Raw genomic sequence first — 21,933 nt, 5'->3', positions numbered from 1 at the left:
ACGATTCTGCGAGCGGTGCTTACCGAGCAGAATGCATCCGCCCAGGTGACAAGCGGTGAACAGATGATGACTTCGCCTGAACAGTCAGTGAAGTGCCAGCTCCGCGAGTGACGGTGGGATTAGGCTGGACGGAGCACAGCCGGAACTCACCGGAAGTGAATCCGACTCGATCCTGTCTAAAAGGGGGCCCGCAGTGCATCGTCTGCACAACACGGTCAAAAACTTCGAATGGGGCAGCACAGACGCGATTCCCGCGATCCTCGGCACTGTTCCGGACGGCACCCCCTGCGCGGAACTCTGGCTCGGAGCCCACCCGGTCAGCCCCTCTCGCCTCGACGTCGGCCACGCGCGGACCCAGGCTCCGCTGGAACGGCAGAACCGCCTCGGCGAGCAGGAGTCGACGGGCGGCGTGGCGACCGAGACGGAGCGTCGGCTCGGACCCAACCTCATCGAATACCTGGCAGGGGACCCGGAGGGCCTGCTCGGTCACGACTCCCTCGATTCCTTCGGCGCTCGACTGCCGTTCCTGCTCAAGGTGCTCTCTGCCCGCAAAGCCCTGTCGATCCAGGTGCACCCGAATCGGGAACAGGCGCGCGTCGGCTTCGCCGCCGAGGAGGAGGCGGGACCAGCCCTCGACGCACCCGATCGCAACTTCAAGGACGCCTCGGCGAAACCCGAGCTCATCTACGCGCTCACGGACTTCCACGCGCTCACGGGCTTCCGCCCTCGTAAGGCCGTGCGGGCGACGTTCGAACGGATGCTCTCCCAGCCTCTGACGCCGCCGTCGTTGGACGTCCTCGGGGCGATCATCGCTGCCCTGAAGTCCTTCAGCGAGTCCAAGGCGCTCTCGCGCGCCGTCGAAATCATCCTCAGCGACCCGCGGACGCCCGGGCTCGTCGACGAGGTGGCCGTCCACGGAATCGACGAATTGCCCATCGGGCACGTCAGCCGAGCCGGCAGCGCAGTCGACCCGGCGCAGACGTTCTGCGAACTCGTCACCGACTACCCCCACGATCCGGGCGCATTGGTCGGACTCATGCTCAACCGCGTCCACCTGCAGCCAGGTGAGGCACTGACGATGGACGCCGGGGTGCTGCACGCCTACCTCTTCGGCACCGGCATCGAGATCATGGCCTCGAGCGACAACGTCGTGCGCGGCGGACTGACATCGAAACACGTCGACATCGAGCAGCTGTCGAAGATCACAGACTTCCACGCGGGTGCGCCGCGAATGGTCGAACCGGACCGCGCAGGAATGCTGAGCGGCCCCACCGAGGACTTCGCTCTGCAGGCGCTGCGGTGCCCGCGTCTGACGACGGTGGAGCGGCGGGGCGCGGCGATCGTGCTGTGCACCGCGGGAACTGTCACGCTCAGCTCGCTCGGTTCGACGCTCACCCTCGAGCGTGGTCAGAGCGCGTTCATCGCGGCAAACGAACCGACGGTGACGGCAGACGGCCACGGCGATCTGTTCGTGGCGACCACCGGACTGGGCACCGGGGCAGGCTGCCGCTGAGCACGCGTTGTCCGCTACCACCGGGGCAGGCTGCCGCTGAGCACGCGTTGTCCGCTACCACCGGCGGCTGAGTTCGTCTGCTGACTCACCCCTGCGAACCGGAGTGCAGGACCCCTGAATATTGATTGTTGGGTCGATCCACGGTGATTTCTTCGATGAAACCACCGTGGATCGACCCAACAATCAGTGTTCCAGCCTGTCGAGCAGTGTCCGGCTCCTCTGACGGACGGATCCGGCGTTTGGCGTCGGCGAATGCTGGCGTGCGCTGGCGGCCGAACACAGAACAGTGATCGCGCTCGGATGCTTCTGAGTTTTCAGCGCATCCGAACGCGACCACTGTTCGACTGTGAGTAGGTTTATGAGCCTGGAATTCAGGCGGCGACCTCGATGGTGGGCACCTCGGACGGGACGATCACCTCGGCGCCGGTCTTGTCCCTGACCTCGTCGACGGTGACGCCCGGGGCGAGTTCGACGAGGGTGAAGGAATCACCCGAGACGTCGAGGACCGCGATATCGGTGATGATGCGTTCGACGACGCCCTTTCCGGTCAGCGGCAGGTCACAGGACCCCAGCAGCTTGTGCGAACCGTCCTTGGCCACATGGTCCATGATGACGATGACGCGCTGGGCGCCGTGGACGAGGTCCATCGCACCGCCCATGCCTTTGACCATCTTGCCCGGGATCATCCAGTTCGCGATGTCGCCGTTCGTGGCCACCTGCATGGCGCCGAGGATCGCGGCGTTGATCTTGCCGCCGCGGATCATGCCGAAGCTCGCCGCCGAGTCGAAGTAGGCGGCGCCCGGATTCATCGTCACGATCTCCTTGCCCGCGTTGATGAGGTCGGGATCGATCTCCTCCTCGGTCGGGTAGGGGCCGACTCCGAGCAGGCCGTTCTCGGACTGGAGGACGAGGTGGACGCCCTCGGGCAGGAAGTTCGGAACCAGCGTCGGCATGCCGATGCCGAGGTTGACGTAGCTGCCGTCTTCGAGTTCCTGGGCGGCACGAGCCGCCATCTGATTGCGTGTCAATGACATTTCTGTGTCTCCTCAGGCTTCTCGGACGGTGCGCTTCTCGATGGGTTTGTCGGCCACCTGCTCCGGAGTCAGAGGCACCACTCGGTGGACGAAGACTCCGGGCACGTGGACGTCGTCGGGATCGATCTCTCCGGGTTCGACGAGCTTCTCGACCTCGGCGATGGTGATGCGAGCCGACTGCGCGGCAGGGGGATTGAAGTTCCGTGCCGAGGAGTGGAAGACGAGGTTGCCGTGGCGGTCGCCGATCGCGGCGCGCACGAGTGCGTAGTCAGGGGCCAGCGACTTCTCGAGGACGTATTCCTCCTCTTCGCCGAAGGTGTCGAAGACCTTCGTCTCCTTGGCCGGAGATTCCTTGACGACGTTGCCTTCCGTGTCGTACTTCCACGGCATGCCGCCTTCGGCGACCTGCGTGCCTGCGCCTGTGATGGTGTAGAAGCCCGGTATCCCGGCGCCGCCGGCGCGCAGCTTCTCCGCCAGGGTGCCCTGCGGGGTGAGTTCGACCTCGAGCTCGCCGGACAGGTACTGGCGGGCGAATTCCTTGTTCTCGCCGACATAGGAGGCGATGATGCGGCGGAGGCGTCCGTCGGCGAGCAGGATGCCCAGTCCGCGGCCGTCGACTCCGGCGTTGTTCGAGATCACCTCGAGGTCTTTGGCTCCCTGGTCCTGGAGCGCCCGAATGAGGAATTCAGGCACGCCCACGACACCGAAGCCGCCCACGGCGATCGATGATCCATCTGCAATGTCGGCCACCGCTGCTGCGGGGGTATCAACTACTTTGTCCATGTGCCCAGTGTGCCATGGAGCACGCCCAGTCCGTCGGCCAGGTCCGTGATGCGAGCATCGTCGACTCTGTTGGTGAGCAGGACCTCACCACCGCCGAGGAGGTGCTGCAGAAAGCGCGGCCACTCGACCGGCAGCGGGGTCGAGTTCGAGGCGATCAGTCCTTGCGGGCGGACCCGGTCGGTCGCCTCGGAGTGCCTCCAATCGATGACCTGTCCATCGATTTCGAGGATTCCCGAAGCGTCGAGGTGACGCGCAGCGACATCGGGGTAGGCGCGGATGGCGGAGTTGACGTCGATGAAGTCGGAATCGACCGGGGTGCTCAGTGCCAGGGCCGGGGGATTGAAGACGAAGACCTCGTCGGCATCGGCCGCCGAGTCATCGTCCTCATGGCCGAAGGGAACGATGGCCATGAAGTCCTCTTCAGGCGGTTCGGCCGCGATGACGACGCGGCCGCCGGCCAGCAGAACGCTGAGAATCGCGACGACTTCGCGCCAGTGCAGCCCCTCCGGCAGCGGAGCAAAGAGAGTGAAGTCCGGGCCGAGGTCGTAGTCGCCGAAGAGACCGACTCCCTTATTCACCCAATTCGAGACGACGGGGCCGGTGAGATCGAGGCGATCGAAATCGGGCCCGCGCCAGATCAGGACGGGTCCGCCGGTGTGAGCGATGACTGAGAGATCCATATCCGCTTCCATGATTGTTCGTCGGGTGGTGCCGGTCGAGTGGGTCAGGGCACGATGAGGCCGATGTCGATAGTCACTCCGCGCGGGAAGGCCCCGAGCTCGCCATCGACCCAGTGATAGCGCGTGGAGGCGCTGAGATCCTCGGCGAAGAGTGCCGTGTGGAGACGTTCGACGAGAGACCCGAGTCCGACCATCGCCTCGAGCAGCGGGGGACCGCCGGACTGAGCGGTGGCCGGTGAGTCCGAGGGGCTCAGCGTGATCCGTGAACCGGAGCCTTCGATGCGCATCCGCCACGCGGTATGGCCGGGAGTCCGCGACTGTCCGGCGCGGACGACGCGGATCGCCCGGGAGACGCGTTCGAGGATGTCGTCGCTGTTGTCGCCGGCAGGGGCGCTGCCGGGCGGGTCGGTGACGCCCAGCCCGCGCTGAATGGCCTCGACATGGCCGTGGCGGAACCAGTCTTCGCCGAGGTCGCGGGAGAGCGCTCGGGCACCTTCGCGGCCGTTGTCGAGGTACCCGCCGGCCCCGCGGACCAATGCCATCGGCAGTCCGCGGGAGGAGCCCTTGACCAGGTCGGCGGCCGCCGCGATCTCGTCGGCGATCGCGCGGACGGTCACGGTCTGGACGCGTCCGTCGTCGTCGGGACGGCCTCGCTGGTCGTCGAGGCCGGAGAATCCGGACAGGCCGAGGGCGATATCGCCGACCCCGACCCGCCACGGGCGTGAACTGGTATCCGAGATGACCAGGCCGATGCGCACTTCGAAGGCCTGCTCCACCCGTCGGCGCAGGCCGTCGGCGGACCGGTCGCTGTCGCGCGGGTGGAGGATGACGGCACCGCCGGAGTTCGACTGATCGAGACCGGCCGCGGCCTGTACGGTGCCTGCCGGGGTGCGCACGATCTGAACGGTGGTGCCGGAACGATAGGAGCGTTCGGCGACCAAGTGGGTGCCGGTCTCCGCGACGAGTTCCTCGAACTCGGCCCGATCGGCGACCGTGCGCATCCGGCCCTCGGCCTTTGAGACGACCTTTGAGGCGACGACGAGGATATCGCCGTCCTTGAGGTCGATGCGGTTGCGCCGCAGAGCGTTGATGAGAATCGCGGAGAGGTCGGAACCCGGCGCGATCTCCTCGTCGACGGGAGGCGCGTAGACGGTGAGCAGGCGATCATTCATGCCGGGTCACCGGTGATTCCACTCTCATTCCTCCATAATCCCATTGGGGGCGCCCACTTTCGAAATTCTTCGGGTTTGCTCAGGCGAATCCCACAGGTTGTGCCCGACGGCAGGGGAATTGCCTATATATGGGTTCTGAGTGCGTGTGCATGTGAACGCATGTTCGAATAGCGTCTCACGAGTCATCTCAGTACTCCATGAGGGCTTGACGGGGCGGTAATGACACGCGTGTAATTTATACCTAAAGGGGAACGCGCCGAGCATGGATCCTGTGGATTCGACCGTACATCGGACTGATCGGCTCAGTCACGGCAACGGACCTGCTCGAGCGTGAGAAAGGGGAAAACCGTGCAAAGTGCACAGAGAGAATGGCGGGAGAGAGAAGACTTCGCCGCCGCACCGGGAGTCACTTCCCGCCGTGCCGAAGACTGGTTCATCGAACCGGGCGCGCGTACACCCGAGACGCTGCCCGATCCGCTGGCCGTCGACCCGAGTGATCTGACACCGCTGCCGACGGACAACTCGGCCGTCTCGCCGCTGTCGCTGCTCCTGGGCGCCGCAGACGACGGCGAACTGTCCTGGCAGGACCAAGCCCTCTGCGCTCAGACCGACCCCGAGGCGTTCTTCCCAGAGAAGGGCGGATCGACTCGCGAAGCCAAACGTGTCTGTGCCTCCTGCGACGTCCGTTCCGAATGCCTCGAATATGCTCTCGCCAACGATGAGCGCTTCGGCATCTGGGGTGGAATGTCCGAACGCGAACGCCGCCGGCTCAAGAAAAAGGTCGTGTGAGTCCAGCCGTCACCATCGTCGTCGTCTCCGGCGACGATGCCAGCAAGGTCGAGCTCGAAACAGCTCTTCGTCCGCGCTTCCCCGAGATCCCCGTGGTGGATCTCGGGGGACGGACGGTCCGCGATGCCGGCGAGATGCCGGAGATCGCGGAATCGGACTACCTGTGGTTCCTCACCCCTGACTCCCGTCCCGAACCCGACTGCCTCGATGAGCTGCTCGACGCCATCGGGGAGACCGAATCCATCGCCGCCGTCGGGCCGAAGCTCATGTGCTCCGACCGCATCGTCTCCGCCGGAGTGAGCACGACCTCGGCGGGGGAACGCTTCAACCCTGTCGGCTCGGGCGAAATCGACCAGGGACAGCGCGACAGCCAGATCGAGACGCTGGGTCTCGACCTGCCCGGCCTGCTCTTGGCCTCCACCGAGCTCGAGCGCATCGGAGCACCTTCCCGGGTGCTCGGTCCCGCCTATTCCGGTCTCGAATACACTCGTCGTCTCCGAGACCTCGGTGCCCGTGTGCTGCTGGCTCCACGCGCTCGGATGGAGATCTCCTCGGCCTCCGCCGCCCGTCTCGGCTCCTCACCCCATCCGCCGACCTCGCAGACACAGATCCGCACCGAACAGCGCTACCGTCTCAGCCTCGCCGGACAGGGGCTGTTCTCTCTGTTCTCCCTCCTCGCCCTCGGCCACCTCGGCCGCATCGGCGGAGAGCTGCTGGCGAACAACTTCCGTCCTGCCGGGTGGCATCTCTCCGCGCTCTTCGGCCTTCCCGCCGATGTGTCGACCACTGCCCCGCTGCGACGCGCCAACGCCCGCCGCAACAAGGCAGCCAAACGATCGAGCACCGCCCACGTCGCCGCGCTCTACGCCGACGACGATGAACTCGCCGTCCAACGCCGGACGATGAGCAGTGAGAGCGAAGACCCGCGTCCGGCAGAGGTTCCCACCGGCGGGCCTGACGCCGATGCCGAGCTCAACCCGGTCGGCGACACCGAGGAGGCCATCGACTCCTTCTCCCGCCTGGAGATCTCCGGCGGTTCGAGCCTGCTCCGCGCACCTCTGACCTATGTCATCCTGGCAGCCGTGGTGATGAGCGGTTTCATCAGCTACCGACTCTTCGGCCCCGGCCATCTCGACGGCGGTGCCCTGGGGTCGACCGATCTCGGTCTCGGTGAGATCTTCGATCGCCTGCTCGGCCGCCACCTCGATGTCTCGACAGGTTCGGCCGTGCCGGCCGACCCCTACCACCTCGTGACCGGCGTCCTCTCCCTCCTCTTCTTCGGCCATGTCGACGTCATGGTCCGCTCCCTGCTGCTGGCGGCACCGATTCTGGCCGCTGTCGCCGCGTATGCGGGCGCCGGCAGCGTACTTGCGCGACGGTCGGTGCGCGGCTTCGCCGCTCTGCTGTGGATCGCTTCTCCGCTGTTCACGGCCGCACTGTCGGAGGGGCGCCTCGGTGTGGTCCTCGTCTGGATCTGTGCGCCGCTGGTGGCCCTGACTCTGCGCCGCAGCCTGACCGCCGGATCGATCGCCGCGGCAGCCGGCACGGGCCTGCTGCTGTTCGTCATCACCGCCGGGGTTCCGCTCCTCCTGCCGGTCGCAGTCCTCGGCACCGTGGTGCTGCTGGCAGCCGGCCGCGGTCTGCACCATCTGTGGCTGCTGGCCCCGACCGTGTTCCTGGGATGGCCGTGGCTGTGGGCCGTGGTCCGCGAGCCGGGAGCCCTCCTGACGATGCCCGGACAGACCGTGGCCGCGGAATCGGCTCCGACGTACCTGCTGGCAGTCGGGTTCCCCACGCCGATCGACATGTCCTGGCTGGCGGAGCTCATCGCCGACCTCGGCCTCGGTCATGTCTCGGCCGGCATCCTCCAGCTCTGGGCTCCGGTCCTCGTACTGCCGATGCTCATCCTGGCCTTCTTCACCCTCATCGAAGCCAGGCTCGAACTCTCCCGTCTGACCTGGGCGGTCGGTCTCTACCTCGGCGGACTCATCCTCGCCGCGATTCAAGTGCATCTGCCCGCCCAGACGGGGCCGTTCCACCTCATCGGCTCGTATCCGGCAGCGGGGCTGACCCTGGTCAGTCTCGGGTCGATCCTGCTGCTGTCCCTCGGTGCCGATCGCACCGCCGGTCGACGATCCGTGCGCAGAGGCACCGTCGGCGCGAGCACGGCGAAGGCTGCGGCCAAGGGACGCTCCGCCGCCTCCGGCCGGCTGCCCATGCGCGGCCTCGTCGGGCTGGTCACCGTGGCCGCCGTCGGGACCATCGCCATCGGAGGCGGACAGGCCGCGACCTCGGACGATGCGGTCACCGCGACCTCCGAGAGCAACGTCCCCGCCCTGGCCGCCGATCGTGCAGAAGGCGCGACCCAGGCGCGCACTCTGCGTCTGGACAATGTCGACGGAGAGGTCCTGGCAACCCTCATCTCCTCTGCCGACGGCACAGTGCTGGGCACATCGACCGTGACCTCGGCCGAGACCGTCGGAGGGTGGCCGTGGCAGCGACGCCCCCTGCCGATCACCTCCGACCAGGTGCTCGTGGCCCAGGCCGCGTCCGCACTCTCGGCCGACGACGCCGGTGACCTCGGGAGCATCCTCGGCGAACTCGGTGTCGATTTCGTCCTCGTCGGCCAGAACGCCGGGAGCCTGACGAACTCCGTGTCCGTTTCGGAAGGGCTGCTGCCCGTCGGACCCACCTCGTCGGGACAGCTGTGGCGGGTCGACAAGCCCTACAGCGGCCGCTTCCTCATCCGCGATGCCGAAGGGCAGGTGTCCACAGCGGCGATGAAGGGCACCACTGCGAAGGTGCCTGCCGGCCAGGAGGGCCGGACCCTGACCATCGCCGATGCAGCGGACGGAATCACCGCGAGCATCGACGGTGAGCCGCTGCCGCAGCCGAAACCCGGTGAGGAGGCGTGGGCGAGCGAATTCGACCTGCCCGCCGCAGGCGGAACGGTCGAGATCTCACTGAACTCACCGTTCTATCCGGTCGGAGTCATCGTCGGATGGGTGTTCGGACTGCTCAGCCTCATCGTGGCCATTCCCTTCGGTCGGGCAGGGAGCGCGAAGACGACCGAATCCGGCCGTGAGGAGGCGAAAGCATGAAGCATCAGCGCAGCATCGTCACGTTCGCGGCCATCGCCGTGCCCGGAGTGCTCGTGGCCATGACCTCGTTCCTCACCCCGTTGACCCCCGGCACACTGGATCGCAGTCCCGAACAGGTGCGCATGCCCACCGCCGACACCCGCGTCGTCTGCCCCGGGCCCCTGCTCACAGCAGGAGAAGCCGAGGGCACCGACGCAGAGTTCGTCGACGATTCGAAGGTCTCGACCCGCGTCGTCTCCGCCTCCGCGCCGATCGGCGCCGCAGACGGATCGACCTCATCGGCCCGCCTGCAGGTCGCCGACCTCGGCGGCTCGGTCGACTTCGACAACCCCGCCGGTCAGGGCTTCGTCTCCGGAGACGACAGCATCGACTCGACGAAGCTCGTCACCGGTTTCGCCCGTCCCGGCGCACCGGCCCTGACGACCGGCCTCGAAACCGTCGAAGGCAGCTCCGGTGACCTCACGGGACTCGCCGCGCTCACCTGTGCCCAGGCCTCGAGCAGCTTCCGTATCGTCGCCGGGTCCGGTGACACCGGCTCGAACTCGCAGCTGCTGCTGAGCAACCCGGGAGACGTCCCCGTCCAAGCGAAGGTCGACCTCATGACACCCGGCGGCGAATCTGCTGAGCCGACCGAACTGAGCATCAAGGCCGGTCAGCAGCGTGCCGTCCCATTGGGCGGCCTGGCCGAAGGCGCCGAAGCCCTGGCCGTCGACGTCACCGTCGACGGCGGAGTCCTTGCCGGCTCCATTCAGGAGACCGTCCTCGACGGGCTCAGACCGCAGGGCATCGACCTCGCCGCCGGCGGCGCCGGAGCCGACCGCCAGCAGGTGCTCACCGGACTCAGCGGCAGGGATGTGCGAGTGCGGGTCGCGAACCCGGGCAGCGATCTCGCCGAGGTCTCGCTGAAGGCCTATGGTCCCGACGGCGAGATCGACATTCCCCGCTCCTCGATGACCGTGGTCGGCCGCGGCGTCGCCGAAGCCGAACTCGGCGATCTCGATGCCACCAGCCTCGTCGTCGAATCGCCGCGACGCATCCAGGCGGGTGCCTTCATCGGCAAGGACGGCGAGAAGGGAGCCGGCGACTTCGGCAGCATCCCGTCCACCGACTCCCTCGCCGAGACCCAGCTCATGGCGCTGCCGCGCACCGGTGAGTCCTCCCTGCATCTCTCACCCGGCCAGGGGCATGTGCAGGTGCAGGGAATGCTCGACGACGGTTCGCTGACCGATCCGCAATCGATCGATCTCAACCCGACGGGTACGACCGTGTTCAACCCGAGCGACGTCTCCGACGACTCGGTGCGCGCGCTGGTCCTCAAGGGATCCCAGGCTTCGGGTTCGCAGGCCGACGGGGTGCATGCGACTCTGGTCGTGACCACTGAGGACGGAATCTCCACTGTCGTTCCGGCACTGGCCCCGGCGGGTGTGGCCTACCGGGATATCCGCCTCGGCTGACTCCCGCGGCCCATCTCAGGTGCGGCGGAGGATATCGACCTGGTCGGCAACCACCTCGGCGATGAGCGCATCCCGGGCTTCGCTGCCGGCGTGGTCTTCGATGACCCGCCGGTAGAGGACGATATGGGTCGGGCGGCTCCCGGCCGCCGGGAAGACGCGACCGAAGCTCGGTTCGGTCGAGCTCGCCGGTGGGACGGAATCGACGGCCAGCACCACCTCCGCGAGGAGATCGGGTTCGCGTCCGCGGATCCGGGCGAACTCGGCGGCTGCGACCTTGGCGAAGCTCTCCGCCCGACTCAGCCGCGCAGGCACCTCGGCCCGGTGCATCGGTGACCGCAGACCCCGCCCATGTCGGTCGCGATGTCGCCTTGGTCTCATAGCACTTCATTCTACGTGTGGGGCCGCCGTGCCTGAGCGAATCGGCGGGCCGCGGCGTGTAGAGTGTGGGACTGTGTCAGCCGTGAGAATGTGTTCAAAGGTCAGCTGTTCGCGCCCTGCCGCCGCCACTATGACGTACGTGCACGCTGATGCGACCGTCGTCATCGGACCTCTGGGCAGGCGGGCCGAGCCGGGCGCTCATGACCTGTGCGCCGAACATGCGGCGAAGCTGACCCCACCCGTGGATTGGCAGCTCATCCGGATCGACTCCGGGCAGGCTTCGCCCGAACGCAGCCACGATGACCTGCTGGCCATCGCCGACGCCGTCCGGGAAGCCGCCGACCGTGCCGATAGGACCCCGCCGCGTCGCGAACCGGGACCGGCCGACGACCCGGCTGCCTCGGGGCGCCGACACGGTCATCTGCGCATCATCGGCGACTCATGAGCCACCCTGAACCGAGCTCGGCCGGGTCCGATCCCGCACCGCAGATTCTCCCGGGCTCCGAGTCGGGCCGGGCTCGAACGACTGCCCTGGACGCCGCCGTCGGAGCCTATGACATCCGCGGGCGCATCCCCGATCAGCTCGACGAGGACATCCTGTTCGCCCTCGGCTGGGCGACGGCACGCGCGATGGCTGAGATCCAAGCCATCACCGAGGTGGTCATCGGCCACGATATGCGACCGAGCTCTCCCGGGTTCGCCCACTCCTTCGCCGCCGGGGTCGACGCCGCCGGATCGAGGGCCGTCCTGCTGGGGCTGTGCTCGACCGATCAGCTCTACTTCGCCTCCGGCATCTTCGACCTGCCCGGCGCCATGATCACCGCCAGCCACAACCCCGCCGACTACAACGGGATCAAGATCTGCGGACCCCGCGCGGCCGGCGTCAGCCTCGCCTCCGGCCTCGCCCGGGTCAAGGAGCTCGCAGTCACCGCACCACAGGGCGACGATCGGACCGTCGAAGAGGACGAGGCGGCCGCGTCCCGGATGCGGGAGCAGTATGCGGCACGGGTCCGCGAACTCACCCACGTCGATGAGGTCACGGGACTGACGATCGTACTCGACGCCGGCAACGGCATGGCCGGGCGCCTCCTCGGGGAGGTCTTCGGCACGGACGCGGGAGCCGCCTCGGTGCCCTTCGACGTCATCGGACTCTTCACCGAACTCGACGGCACCTTCCCCAACCACGAGGCGAATCCGCTGAAACCCGAGAATCTCGTCGACGCCGCACGCGCGGTCGTCGACACCGGCGCCGACCTCGGGCTCGTCTTCGACGGCGATGCCGATCGCTGCTTCTTCATCGACGAGACGGGAGCGACGATGTCGGCCTCCGCTGTCGGTGCACTCGTCGCCGAGCGGGAGATCGCGCGGGCCCGGGCGCTCGGCGACGACCGCCCCACCGTCATCCACAATCTCATCACCTCCCGCAGCGTGGCCGAGACGATCACCGCCGCCGGCGGTCATGCGCTGCGGTCGAAGGTCGGACATTCGGGCATCAAGACGCTCATGCGTGACACCGGAGCCGTCTTCGCCTGCGAGCACTCCGCGCACTTCTATTTCGATCAGTTCTACGGCGCCGACTCGGGGATGCTCGCCGCCTGCCACCTCATCGCCGCCCTCGCCGAATCACGGGCCCCGGCCTCCCAGCTGGTCACGGACTATGATCGGTTCGTGCAGTCGGGGGAGATCAACTTCACCGTCTCCGATCCCGATGCCGTGCTCGCCGACTTCGCCGCCCATGCGGGAGATTACCCGGACAGCACTGTCGATGACCTCGACGGAATCGGCCTGCAGGGGGCGGACTGGTGGGTCAACCTGCGCAAGTCCAACACGGAACCTCTCATCCGTCTCAACGTCGAAGCCGCCGAGTCGGCGCAGATGGACGCGCTCACCCGCCAGGTCACGGACTTCGTCACCGCTCGCGCCTGAGGCCGGTTCTCTGCGGCACGCGTTCGGGGATGCACGCGCGCGGGACGCACGCTTGCCGCAGCAGATGAGCTGTCCGCGGATCGGGCACGACGCGACAAGCAGCCTGCCCGGCAATAGACTCGAAGCCGATCCGACAGCCCGCCGTATGGAGGTACCGTGCTCGATTCCACCGACTTCAAGGTCGCCGATCTCAGCCTGGCCGAGGCCGGCCGACACCAGATCCGCCTCGCCGAAAGAGAGATGCCCGGCCTCATGGCGCTGCGTGAGGAGTATGCCTCGACCGCACCGCTGGCCGGGGCTCGGATCGCCGGCAGCCTGCACATGACCGTGCAGACCGCCGTGCTCATCGAAACCCTCGTCGCGCTCGGCGCAGAAGTCCGGTGGGCGAGCTGCAATATCTTCTCCACTCAGGACGAAGCCGCAGCAGCCGTCGTCGTCGGCTCCGGCACCCCTGAGTCCCCGTCCGGTGTCCCGGTCTTCGCGTGGAAAGGCGAGACCCTCGACGAGTACTGGTGGGCCGCGGACAAGATCTTCGACTTCGAGGACGGACCGAACCTCATCCTCGACGACGGCGGCGACGCCACCATGTATGTGCTCAAGGGCACCGAATTCGAAACCGCCGGGGGAGTGCCCACCGCCGGAGCCGAGGACTCGGAGGAATACACGGTCCTGCTCAAGCAGATCGCCGCGTCCATGGAGGCCGCTCCCGGCCGGTTCGCTCGCCTGGCTGCGGGTCTCAAGGGTGTGAGCGAGGAGACGACCACCGGAGTCAACCGCCTCTACCGTCTCGCCGAGCAGAGTGCACTGCCGTTCCCGGCCATCAACGTCAACGACTCGGTGACGAAGTCGAAGTTCGACAACCGCTACGGCATCCGCCATTCGCTGCCCGACGGCCTCAACCGCGCCACCGACGTCCTCATCGGAGGAAAGATCGCCGTCGTCATCGGCTACGGCGATGTCGGCAAGGGGGCGGCCGAGGCCCTCCGCGGGCAGGGTGCACGCGTCATCGTCACCGAGATCGACCCGATCTGTGCGCTGCAGGCGACGATGGACGGCTACCAGGTCGACCTCCTCGCCGAGGCGGCGCCCCAGGCCGACATCATCATCACCACGACCGGGAACACCCGGGTCCTCGACGTCGACGTGCTGCAGACTCTCAAACCCGGCGCCATCGTCGGCAACGTCGGCCACTTCGATGAGGAGATCGATCTGAACGGTCTGTCCCGCCTGCGCGGCGTGGAGAAGGTCGAGATCAAACCGCAGGTCCACGAGTGGAGTGTGCCCGTGCCCGCCGAGGCGGGACTCGGCCGCGATCGCACGGACTTCCTCGTCCTCTCCGAGGGGCGCCTGCTCAACCTCGGAAACGCCACCGGTCATCCGTCATTCGTGATGAGTGCGTCATTCAGCAACCAGGTGCTCGCGCAGATCGAGCTGTGGCACGCCCACGACGACTACGGCAATTCGGTGCACCGCCTGGCGAAGGAGCTCGACGAGAAGGTGGCGCGCCTCCACCTGCCCGCGCTCGGGGCGAAGCTGTCCGAGCTGAGCAAGGAACAGGCCGAGTACATCGGAGTGGACGTGGCGGGACCGTTCAAACCCGACCACTATCGCTACTGATCGGGCTGGCGGCGGAGCGGGCCGAACCCTTCTGCAGGGAGGCCCGCTCCATCGGCTGTCGGGGCGACTCGTCAGCGGCGGGTGAGGCTGAGACCGTAGGGGAGCGTGTCGACCCCGGACCGGAACGCATTCGCACGGTCCGCACGCCGGCGCTGCTTCTCGACCTCCGCGATGCGCTGCCGATGGATGACCGCGGACAGGAACTGTTCGGGGAACGTCCCCTCCGGCGGGGCCGGCGCCACATAGGGGTTGAGTTCGGTGGCGAGCTCGATCGCTCGTTGCCAGCGCGACTCCGCGCCGAGCTGGGGTGCCATGGCGAGGAACGCGACGATGCGCCGATGCAGACCGTCGGGGATCGTGGTCACGTCGGTGCGGTTCAGCCAGTCGTGCAGATGCGGGGCCACATGTGTGTGCATGGGCGGCAGCGGTCGGCTGCGTTCGCTCACGGCAATGGTTCCGGCCAGGTAGTCGCCGAGGCGTTTGGCCTGCGGCGAGAGCAGCCCGGACAGGGCCGCGATGCCGCCGCCGCTGGAGACGATCTCGAACGGCCACAGCAGGGCTCGGATGAAGGAATGCCGCAACCGCACCGCACCGCCGTCGTCGCGGACCACACGCAGCCCGAGGATGAGCTTGCCGAGGGAACGACCCCGGCTGAGCACTTCGACGAGCATCGGCAGCAGCACGAACACGAAGATGGTCATGACGGTCATGAGCGAGCCGAGGAGCAGTCCGTTGAGGTCGAACACCTTGAGCATCAGCCAGAACATGGCGATGAGAAGCCCGATGTTCACCAGCGAATAGACGATGTAGTCGATCAGGCAGCTCAGCGCGCGAGCCGCCAGAGCGGCCGGCTGGACATTGAGTTCGACGGCTTCGCCGGTGATCAGAGTACTCACCCGACCATCGTGTCATATCCGAGAGCGCCGAGGTGGGCGTTTCGCCGCGAGCATGCCCGTGTGATCTCCCGCCGCGCCGGAGGTGCCGGTCGATGGTCTCCGATAGGGTGGAGGGATGGATCCGAACCTGCTGGCCCAGCTGCACGGCGATGACTGGCTGGAGCTGTCGGCGTTGGCGAAGAGGAACACGCTGACACCCGAGCAGACGACCCGTTTCCTCGAGCTCTACCGCGCCGCGTCGAAGGATCTGTCACAGATCACGACCGTGGCTCCCGATTCGCTCGAAGCCGCGCGACTCTCGGCGATCGTCCATCGCTCCCGCAACCATCTCTCGTCCGTGCCCAGCGGGGGACTGTCGGGACTCGCACGGTTCTTCGTCATCAGCCTGCCGCTGTCTCTGTACCGACTGCGGTGGGACTTCGTCATCGTGGCTGCCGGGTTCCTCGCCGTGGCCGTCCTGTCGGGGATCTGGGCGGGAACGCATCCGGAAGTGCTCGAGACCTTCGGCAGCACCGAGTACAGACGACAGTTCGCCGAACACGACTTCGTCGACTACTACAAGGAGAACCCGAACGGATTCTTCGCTGTCGGCGTGTGGACGAACAACGCGTGGATCGCCGTCCAGTTCGTCCTCCTCGGCATCACCGGCGGCTACGTCATCGTCGGATTGTTCTCGAACGCGGTCAACGTCGGCTTCTCCGGGGCGATGATGTTCGAGTTCGACCGGGCCTCCGACTTCTTCCTCTACATCCTGCCGCACGGCATCCCGGAGATCAGCTGCATCATCCTCGCCGCAGCCGCGGGTCTGCGGCTGTTCTTCGCGTGGGTGGTGCCGGGGCCGCGGCTGCGCCGTGACCGACTCGCCGGTGAGGCCCGGTCGCTGCTCGTCGTCGCCGGCGGTCTTGTGCTTCTGCTGCTCGGTTCGGGCCTCATCGAGGGGTTCGTGACTCCGAACCCGATTCCGCCGGCGATCAAGATCTCAATCGGAGTGGCGTATACCGCCGCGGTCGTCGTCTACGCGTGGTATTTCGGCAGTCGCGCGGCCGCGGCCGGACTCAGTGCCGATCTGGACGAGCACCAGGCCGGCTATTCGGTCATCTCCACCGACCGCTGACCGGCGAGACCGGTCACAGTCCGCCGGTGACCTTGAGCCGGATGTAGAGATCGGCCAACGCTCCGGGAAGCTTCTCCGGCAGTGCATGGACGGAGGAGACGCCGAGCCCGCGCAGCCGAGTCTGCAGCGACGCCGTGGCCAGCATCTCCGCTTCAGCGGCCGCCGCCGTATAGACGTCCTCGACGTCGCCGCGTTCGGCAGCCAGGGCCTCGAGCGTGGGATCTTCGACTCCCGCGACGACGACCCGGTGATGACTCGTGAGTGTGGGCAGCACCGGCAGGATGTCCTCGGCGAAGGTCGCTTCGTCGAGCTGCGTGACCAGCACGACGAGCGCCTGCTGCCTGGACGTCTGCAGAACGGCGGCGGCGATCGACTCCCAGTTCGCCTCATAGAGCTCCGGGTGCACAGGAGTCAGCGCGACCGACAGGTCATGGACCGGATCGTGGGCCCGATGGCTCGATGCGACTGCGCGGACCCGGGCATCGGCGACGATGACATCGACCCGGTCGCCGGCACCCGCGGCCAGAGCCGTCAGCAGCAGCGAGGCCTCGAGTGCGGCATCGAAGACCGTGCCCTCACCACAGCGGCGGGCCGCGAAACGGGAAGAGTCGACGACGATGACGACTCGACGGTCCTTCTCCGGCCGCCAGGTCTTGACCACGAGGTTCTGAGCGCGGGCACTGGCCCGCCAATCGATGGACCGGACATCGTCACCGTCGACATAGTCGCGCAGCGAATCGAATTCGGTGCCCATTCCGCGGATCATCACCGCAGACCGTCCCTCGAGCTCACGCAGCTTCTGCGTCTTCGACGGCAGCTCGCGCCGGGACACGAACGGAGGCAGCACGCGCACGGAGGCGGGAACGTCGATGCTCTTCTGGCGGTGGATCAGCCCGAGCACGCTGCGGCTGCGCACCGTGACCAGATCGCCGGGCAGCGCACCTCGCCGCGTCGGCTCCAGCTCGGTGCGCACCTGTGTGTGCTCACCCGGTCCCAGCACGTGGCGAGAACGGGTCTCGACCGCCCCGGCGCTCGGGGCCCAGGCGTCGCGGACGTGGAGCCGCAGCCGGCGATCCGTCCCGTTGAGCAGAGTCAGCGTGCTGTGGGTGCCATCGCCGAGGCGGACCATCGGACCCGGTGTGCGCTGGACCTCCAGTCCGTGGATCCGGGGCACGAGAAAGAAGTCGAAGACCGCGACCACGACGATCACGCCGGCCACGATCAGTGCCGTCGGCCACGTGGGCACCAGCATGACGGGGACGAGGCCGAGGAGGGTGAGCAGGAGCAGCCGGGTGGTCATTCAGCGAGGCACTTCGGTCGTGGCGATGATCGAATCGAGGACCTGACCGACGTCCAGGCCGTCCATCTGTGCCTCGGGGCGCAGGATGACCCGGTGCGACAGAGACATATGGGCCAAGGCCTTGACATCGTCGGGGGTGACATAGTGTCGGCCGCTGAGCCACGCATGAGCACGGGCGGCACCGAGCATCCTCGTCGCTCCGCGGGGTGAGACGCCCAGGGCCAGGGACGGAGTCTGGCGGGTGGCTCGGGCGAGGTCGACGATATAGGTGATGATCTGCGGGGCGATGTAGATCTTCGCGATCGCTCCACGTGCCCGGCCGATGAGTTCGGCGTCCGCGACCGGACGCAGACCTGCCGATGACAGGGCACCGGCATCGAAGCCGCGGGCATGGCGGTCGAGGATCTCGAATTCGTGATCCCGCTCAGGCAGGTCGAGGACGAGTTTGAAGAGGAACCGGTCGAGCTGGGCCTCCGGCAGCGGATAGGTGCCTTCGTATTCGACGGGATTCTGTGTGGCCGCCACGAGGAACGGTTCGGGCAGCTTCCGGGATCGTCCGCCGACGGACACCTGATGCTCTTCCATCGCCTCCAGCAGCGCCGACTGGGTCTTCGGCGGAGTGCGGTTGATCTCATCGGCGATGAGGATGTTCGTGAACACCGGGCCGGGACGGAACGAGAAGTCCGATGCGGGAGCGTCGTAGACCAGCGACCCGGTGACATCGCTGGGCATGAGATCGGGAGTGAACTGCACACGCGAGCTCTCCAGAGTGACCGCGGCCGCGAAGCTGCGCACGAGCAGGGTCTTCGCCACTCCGGGGACTCCCTCGAGGAGCACATGACCTCGGCACAGCAGCGCGATGAGCATTCCGGTCACCGCCTGATCCTGGCCGACGACGGCCTTGGCGATCTCGGTGCGCACACCGGTGAACGCCTCACGCAACGGATCCGGCTCGGCCGCCGGGGTCTGCAGAGTCTCGGCGGCCGGTTCCTGAGGAACGGGCGATGCCTGCGGCGCTGCCGATGCCTGCGGCGCTGCCGGTTCCTGAGGATTCGTGGGGTCCTGGGGCGGCTGGGTCATGGGATCTCACTTTCGATCTGGGTGAGCTGATGGACGAGTTCGGTGAGTTCGGCGTCTGTGCGTGCCGAAGCGGAGACGAAGACATGGTGGAGGTGGCCCGGGTCGACTCCCGTGGTGGTCGCGATGCGGGCGATGATGTCCGGGGTGCGGGCATCGGGTCTGAGACTCAGCCGTTTGGCGATGCGCAGCAGTGCACTCGTCCGCAGAGTGTGCAGGGCCCCGTCCCTGTCGTGGCTGCGGGAGCTCAGGGCGGCCCGGCCGTGCACGGTCTCCACCGCCGGCACGACGACGGGCAGACGCTCGAGAGCCAATGGGCCGAACCGGCGCCCGATGACGAGCAGGAGGACGAGTACGCAGGGGATCAGCCACAGGACGCCGGCGAGGAACCAGCCGGGCACGAAATCGATGGGCGACGGCGGCGACTGCTGCTGCCCGGAATCGTCGAAGGTCGGGTGGTAGACGACGAGGTTCTGCGTCTCCGACAGCTGTGAGAGCACGAGGGAGGCGTTGCCCTCTTCGTCGATGTGCTCATTGGTCACCCAGTCGCGGTTGCCGAGCACGGTCAGCGGGACGGAACCTCGCGAATCGGTGAGCAGCTGTCCGCGTGCGGACCCGGGCGACACCTCGGCGCCGTCGGTCTCATCGACCCCGGGCCCGGCGAACGGGTAGCAGGCGGTGATTCCGTTCGTGCCCTTCCTCGTCTCCGCGTATTCGACATCGCCGGTGGTCACGGCGCCGGCGCTGCGGGCGATCGGTGAGTCGCATGCCGGCAGGGACGTGGCATCCGGGTCGGCCAGCGGGCTGAGGTTGTCGTTGACGGTGATCCGGTCGGTGAACTCCGTGACCGTCGCACCCGGATCGACGAGGACCAGCCGGTTGCCGTGGGTGCGCAGAGCGTACTGGAGGCCGGCGATGTCCCCGTGCGACAGCGCCGCAGAGTTCGCGGGAATGAGCAGAGTGGTGTCGGGTCGGGCGGCGGCCGTGCGGGCCTGCTCCTGATCCTCGGTGGTGGTGACGTCGACATCGTGGTCGCGCAGGGTCTCGACGAGGGCCTTCGTGCCGGTGCGCGCCGTCGAGTCATAGTGCAGCGGTTCCTCGGACTCATCGTCACCGGTCAGCAGCACGAGCGCGATCACGGTGATGAGGATGACGAAGGCCGCGACGATCCAGACCGAGGCCGAACGCAGACGGGCCCGCAGCGGGATCCGCGCACTCGAACGAGTGCCGCGGGCGGCGACATCCAACTGTGCGCTCATACCGGTGCCTCCCGGCGGACCGGCAGTGCGCTCAGGGACCGGTCCAGCGCGCACAGGTCCGCATAGACGTCGTCGAGGCCGCGAGCGGCGCGCGTCGTGCGCGCGGATTCCTCCCCGTAGCGGAGGTCGTTGAACACCTCGGCCACACCGTGGACGGCGGGTCCGTGCTCGGGCAGGGCCGCCTCGGCGGATCGGGCGATCTCACTGGCCGTGGCCGAGGATTCGAGCGAGACGATCTGCTTGACCGACAGGACGGCGAAGATCGCACGGGACTCGTCGATGACCGCGGTCGCGAAGTCCCCGACGCGGGCGGCCCTGGCCGCGCTCTCGCGCCACGGACCCGGTTCCGGCAGGGACACGACCGGGTCGAAGGCCGACAGCGGGACTCCGGCGCGGCGGAATCCGGCCCGGCGCACACGCCAGACGATGAGGGCGATGATCGCGGCGAGACCGAGGACGACGACGATGAGCAGCCACGGGGAATTCGCGCCCAGGGCGGCGCGGACCAGCGAATCCCACAGGGAGGACAGCCACCGGCCGATCTGTTCCAAGGGGGTGAGGTCGTTGGCGGCGTATTCGGACTTCGACAGTTCGTGTTCGACCCATTCGCGACCGGTGTCCCGGTCGATGCTCGCCGAGGCGGCGCTGAGCTGGGCGCCGCCCGGCTGGGAGGACACGACGGTGCGGAAGTGCGCGGCCGCCTCGGTGACGGGGGAGAGGATCATCGGTCCTCCTCAGCGCGGATGAGGACGAGGTCGAGACCCTCGGAGCGCATCTGCTGATCGAAGAAGCAGACCGTCACCAGGCAGGCGAAATAGGCGAAGAGGACGGCTGAGGAGATCAGTGTGAGTCCGAGCAGCAGGCCGACGGAGACGAGCGCGATGGCAGCCTGCGCGGTCGTCGAGTCGGTGGTCGTCGACATGCCGATGCCCAGGGCGAGCGAGATGACGAAGACGAGTGGGGTGATGATGAGCTGAACGAGCTGATTGGACAGGAAGTACCCGAGCGCCAGTTGGCCGAGCATCCGCCAGAAACCGCGTCCGGTCAGCCTCCAGGAGCGGCGGATTCCGGCGCGCACGCTCAGATCCTCCACCGCGATCGCCGAACCGAGGAAGGCCAGGCGCAGGTTGATCCAGACGAGTGCGATGAACCACAGCAGCGCGGCCAATGCCGCCCAGACGAAGGCGAGGATCACCGAATCGGCACCTGAGAACAGCAGCGTCGGAGCGGTGAGGGCCAGCAGCAGGCCGAGATTGATTCCGGACATCAGCAGTGTGGCCAGAACGAGGCGCCAGCGGCGACCGGACAGGGACTTCCAAGCCATCGACAGGGTGGTTCTGCGAGCCCCGAAGGAGGCGCGGGTGCCTGTGGCGATGAGTCCGGAGAGCAGATGGGCCAACCCCAGGCTGAGCAGGCTCAGCGCCACCGATCCCAATTGGGCCAGGGCGATGAAGCCCGAAGCGGCATCGTCATTGCCGCTGAGGTCGTTGAAGAACGGCAGGAACTGGACGGCGATGAGGGCGCCGATCGCGGTGAGCAGCAGGCTCCAGAGGGCGAAGACGATGAGGGAGGAGCCGACGGACAGGCTCGGGATGAAGCGCAGCAGGCGGAAGCCGGAATCCAGTGCCTCGATGAACGTCAGCGGACGTTTGGGCAGGAGCCCGCGCGGTGGCGGCGGCTGCCAGCCGCGTGAGGGAGGGGACGGTGAACGTCGCTGCCACCGGCCGGTGTGCCAGTCGACCTCCGAGGTCCATGCGTTCGTCTGTCCCATCACGCCAATCCTGCCATGATTCGTCTGCACGTGCCGAGGGGTCTCCCTGTTGCATACCGGCCGCGTCGG

General features: G+C 67.4%; 20 protein-coding genes. 8 read left to right on the top strand and 12 right to left on the bottom strand.

Features of this window, described 5'->3' with window-relative positions; all coding sequences use genetic code 11:
- The first annotated feature begins 193 nt into the window (after nucleotides 1–193).
- The gene (manA, locus tag GUY37_RS11645; RefSeq protein WP_166825785.1) at nucleotides 194–1,513 is read left to right on the top strand and encodes a mannose-6-phosphate isomerase, class I; all 1,320 of its coding nucleotides are present in this window, start codon (nucleotides 194–196) and stop codon (nucleotides 1,511–1,513) included.
- A gap of 85 nt (nucleotides 1,514–1,598) precedes the next feature.
- On the opposite strand, the gene GUY37_RS11640 is transcribed toward manA, so the two are convergent.
- The 5 genes from GUY37_RS11640 to GUY37_RS11620 are packed head-to-tail and all read right to left on the bottom strand — an operon-like array spanning nucleotide 1,599 to nucleotide 5,182.
- Nucleotides 1,599–1,850, bottom strand: coding sequence for a hypothetical protein (locus tag GUY37_RS11640; RefSeq protein WP_166825782.1), 252 nt, complete (start codon nucleotides 1,848–1,850; stop codon nucleotides 1,599–1,601).
- 34 nt (nucleotides 1,851–1,884) lie between these two features.
- A complete protein-coding gene (locus GUY37_RS11635) occupies nucleotides 1,885–2,547 on the bottom strand; it encodes a 3-oxoacid CoA-transferase subunit B (RefSeq protein ID WP_166825780.1) in 663 nt (220 codons plus the stop codon).
- A gap of 12 nt (nucleotides 2,548–2,559) precedes the next feature.
- Nucleotides 2,560–3,330, bottom strand: coding sequence for a CoA transferase subunit A (locus tag GUY37_RS11630; protein WP_166825777.1), 771 nt, complete (start codon nucleotides 3,328–3,330; stop codon nucleotides 2,560–2,562).
- Nucleotides 3,318–4,010 carry a hypothetical protein gene (locus GUY37_RS11625; RefSeq protein WP_166825775.1) on the bottom strand — a complete coding sequence of 231 codons (693 nt, stop codon included), beginning with the start codon at nucleotides 4,008–4,010 and terminating at the stop codon, nucleotides 3,318–3,320. Before GUY37_RS11625 ends, GUY37_RS11630 begins: the two co-directional genes overlap by 13 nt.
- Before the next feature lie 44 nt (nucleotides 4,011–4,054).
- Entirely contained in the window at nucleotides 4,055–5,182 is a 1,128-nt protein-coding gene (locus tag GUY37_RS11620) for a coenzyme F420-0:L-glutamate ligase (protein ID WP_166825772.1), read from the bottom strand.
- Between the two features lie 348 nt (nucleotides 5,183–5,530).
- On the opposite strand from GUY37_RS11620, the gene GUY37_RS19425 reads away from it, so the two are divergent.
- From GUY37_RS19425 to GUY37_RS11605, 3 genes are read left to right on the top strand one after another with little or no spacing between them, the layout of a single operon-like run.
- Nucleotides 5,531–5,971 (top strand): WhiB family transcriptional regulator, encoded by a 441-nt coding sequence (locus GUY37_RS19425; RefSeq protein ID WP_319803259.1) that lies wholly within the window; start codon nucleotides 5,531–5,533, stop codon nucleotides 5,969–5,971.
- Nucleotides 5,968–9,072, top strand: a complete 3,105-nt coding sequence (locus GUY37_RS11610) for a glycosyltransferase family protein (protein ID WP_166825769.1) — start codon at nucleotides 5,968–5,970, stop codon at nucleotides 9,070–9,072. Before GUY37_RS19425 ends, GUY37_RS11610 begins: the two co-directional genes overlap by 4 nt.
- Nucleotides 9,069–10,526: a DUF5719 family protein gene (locus GUY37_RS11605; RefSeq protein ID WP_166825766.1), complete on the top strand. Its 1,458-nt coding sequence runs from the start codon at nucleotides 9,069–9,071 to the stop codon at nucleotides 10,524–10,526. Before GUY37_RS11610 ends, GUY37_RS11605 begins: the two co-directional genes overlap by 4 nt.
- Nucleotides 10,527–10,541: 15 nt before the next feature.
- Here GUY37_RS11605 and GUY37_RS11600 read toward each other — a convergent pair whose 3' ends face one another.
- A complete protein-coding gene (locus GUY37_RS11600; protein ID WP_166825763.1) occupies nucleotides 10,542–10,904 on the bottom strand; it encodes a metallopeptidase family protein in 363 nt (120 codons plus the stop codon).
- 88 nt (nucleotides 10,905–10,992) lie between these two features.
- On the opposite strand from GUY37_RS11600, the gene GUY37_RS11595 reads away from it, so the two are divergent.
- The 3 genes from GUY37_RS11595 to ahcY all read left to right on the top strand — a co-directional run bounded on the left by GUY37_RS11595 (nucleotide 10,993) and on the right by ahcY (nucleotide 14,447).
- A complete protein-coding gene (locus tag GUY37_RS11595) occupies nucleotides 10,993–11,349 on the top strand; it encodes a DUF3499 domain-containing protein (protein ID WP_208094865.1) in 357 nt (118 codons plus the stop codon).
- Complete coding sequence (manB, locus tag GUY37_RS11590; RefSeq protein WP_166825757.1) at nucleotides 11,346–12,830, top strand: phosphohexomutase domain-containing protein; 1,485 nt, start codon at nucleotides 11,346–11,348, stop codon at nucleotides 12,828–12,830. The genes GUY37_RS11595 and manB overlap by 4 nt, the downstream gene beginning before the upstream one ends.
- Before the next feature lie 156 nt (nucleotides 12,831–12,986).
- Nucleotides 12,987–14,447: an adenosylhomocysteinase gene (gene ahcY / locus GUY37_RS11585; protein ID WP_166825754.1), complete on the top strand. Its 1,461-nt coding sequence runs from the start codon at nucleotides 12,987–12,989 to the stop codon at nucleotides 14,445–14,447.
- A 71-nt stretch (nucleotides 14,448–14,518) separates the two neighbouring features.
- Here ahcY and GUY37_RS11580 read toward each other — a convergent pair whose 3' ends face one another.
- Nucleotides 14,519–15,343, bottom strand: coding sequence for an RDD family protein (locus GUY37_RS11580; protein WP_228278157.1), 825 nt, complete (start codon nucleotides 15,341–15,343; stop codon nucleotides 14,519–14,521).
- 115 nt (nucleotides 15,344–15,458) lie between these two features.
- Between GUY37_RS11580 and GUY37_RS11575 the strand changes: the two genes are divergently transcribed.
- Nucleotides 15,459–16,457, top strand: a complete 999-nt coding sequence (locus tag GUY37_RS11575; protein WP_166825751.1) for a stage II sporulation protein M — start codon at nucleotides 15,459–15,461, stop codon at nucleotides 16,455–16,457.
- Between the two features lie 13 nt (nucleotides 16,458–16,470).
- On the opposite strand, the gene GUY37_RS11570 is transcribed toward GUY37_RS11575, so the two are convergent.
- Genes GUY37_RS11570 through GUY37_RS11550 form a run of 5 tightly spaced genes read right to left on the bottom strand, consistent with a single transcriptional unit; the run spans nucleotide 16,471 to nucleotide 21,864 of the window.
- A complete protein-coding gene (locus GUY37_RS11570; RefSeq protein WP_166825748.1) occupies nucleotides 16,471–17,757 on the bottom strand; it encodes a DUF58 domain-containing protein in 1,287 nt (428 codons plus the stop codon).
- Nucleotides 17,758–18,837 carry an AAA family ATPase gene (locus tag GUY37_RS11565; RefSeq protein WP_166825745.1) on the bottom strand — a complete coding sequence of 360 codons (1,080 nt, stop codon included), beginning with the start codon at nucleotides 18,835–18,837 and terminating at the stop codon, nucleotides 17,758–17,760.
- Nucleotides 18,834–20,093 (bottom strand): DUF4350 domain-containing protein, encoded by a 1,260-nt coding sequence (locus GUY37_RS11560; protein ID WP_166825742.1) that lies wholly within the window; start codon nucleotides 20,091–20,093, stop codon nucleotides 18,834–18,836. The genes GUY37_RS11565 and GUY37_RS11560 overlap by 4 nt, the downstream gene beginning before the upstream one ends.
- Entirely contained in the window at nucleotides 20,090–20,818 is a 729-nt protein-coding gene (locus tag GUY37_RS11555; RefSeq protein WP_166825739.1) for a DUF4129 domain-containing protein, read from the bottom strand. Before GUY37_RS11555 ends, GUY37_RS11560 begins: the two co-directional genes overlap by 4 nt.
- A complete protein-coding gene (locus tag GUY37_RS11550) occupies nucleotides 20,815–21,864 on the bottom strand; it encodes a hypothetical protein (RefSeq protein ID WP_166825735.1) in 1,050 nt (349 codons plus the stop codon). Before GUY37_RS11550 ends, GUY37_RS11555 begins: the two co-directional genes overlap by 4 nt.
- Between the last annotated feature and the right edge of the window lie 69 nt (nucleotides 21,865–21,933).

It is taken from the genome of Brevibacterium limosum (genome assembly GCF_011617705.1).
GTDB lineage: Bacteria > Actinomycetota > Actinomycetes > Actinomycetales > Brevibacteriaceae > Brevibacterium > Brevibacterium limosum.
This window is presented reverse-complemented; position numbering and strand designations above follow the sequence as displayed.

What these genes read in the sequence shown, in the direction of transcription:
- GUY37_RS11635 (WP_166825780.1), bottom strand. Translation starts at nt 2,547, where the DNA reads ATGTCATTGACACGCAATCAGATGGCGGCTCGTGCCGCCCAGGAACTC.
- GUY37_RS11630 (WP_166825777.1), bottom strand. Translation starts at nt 3,330, where the DNA reads ATGGACAAAGTAGTTGATACCCCCGCAGCAGCGGTGGCCGACATTGCA.
- GUY37_RS11625 (WP_166825775.1), bottom strand. Translation starts at nt 4,010, where the DNA reads ATGGATCTCTCAGTCATCGCTCACACCGGCGGACCCGTCCTGATCTGG.
- GUY37_RS11620 (WP_166825772.1), bottom strand. Translation starts at nt 5,182, where the DNA reads ATGAATGATCGCCTGCTCACCGTCTACGCGCCTCCCGTCGACGAGGAG.
- GUY37_RS11605 (WP_166825766.1), top strand. Translation starts at nt 9,069, where the DNA reads ATGAAGCATCAGCGCAGCATCGTCACGTTCGCGGCCATCGCCGTGCCC.
- GUY37_RS11600 (WP_166825763.1), bottom strand. Translation starts at nt 10,904, where the DNA reads ATGAGACCAAGGCGACATCGCGACCGACATGGGCGGGGTCTGCGGTCA.
- GUY37_RS11595 (WP_208094865.1), top strand. Translation starts at nt 10,993, where the DNA reads ATGTGTTCAAAGGTCAGCTGTTCGCGCCCTGCCGCCGCCACTATGACG.
- manB (WP_166825757.1), top strand. Translation starts at nt 11,346, where the DNA reads ATGAGCCACCCTGAACCGAGCTCGGCCGGGTCCGATCCCGCACCGCAG.
- GUY37_RS11575 (WP_166825751.1), top strand. Translation starts at nt 15,459, where the DNA reads ATGGATCCGAACCTGCTGGCCCAGCTGCACGGCGATGACTGGCTGGAG.
- GUY37_RS11570 (WP_166825748.1), bottom strand. Translation starts at nt 17,757, where the DNA reads ATGACCACCCGGCTGCTCCTGCTCACCCTCCTCGGCCTCGTCCCCGTC.
- GUY37_RS11565 (WP_166825745.1), bottom strand. Translation starts at nt 18,837, where the DNA reads ATGACCCAGCCGCCCCAGGACCCCACGAATCCTCAGGAACCGGCAGCG.
- GUY37_RS11560 (WP_166825742.1), bottom strand. Translation starts at nt 20,093, where the DNA reads ATGAGCGCACAGTTGGATGTCGCCGCCCGCGGCACTCGTTCGAGTGCG.
- GUY37_RS11555 (WP_166825739.1), bottom strand. Translation starts at nt 20,818, where the DNA reads ATGATCCTCTCCCCCGTCACCGAGGCGGCCGCGCACTTCCGCACCGTC.
- GUY37_RS11550 (WP_166825735.1), bottom strand. Translation starts at nt 21,864, where the DNA reads ATGGGACAGACGAACGCATGGACCTCGGAGGTCGACTGGCACACCGGC.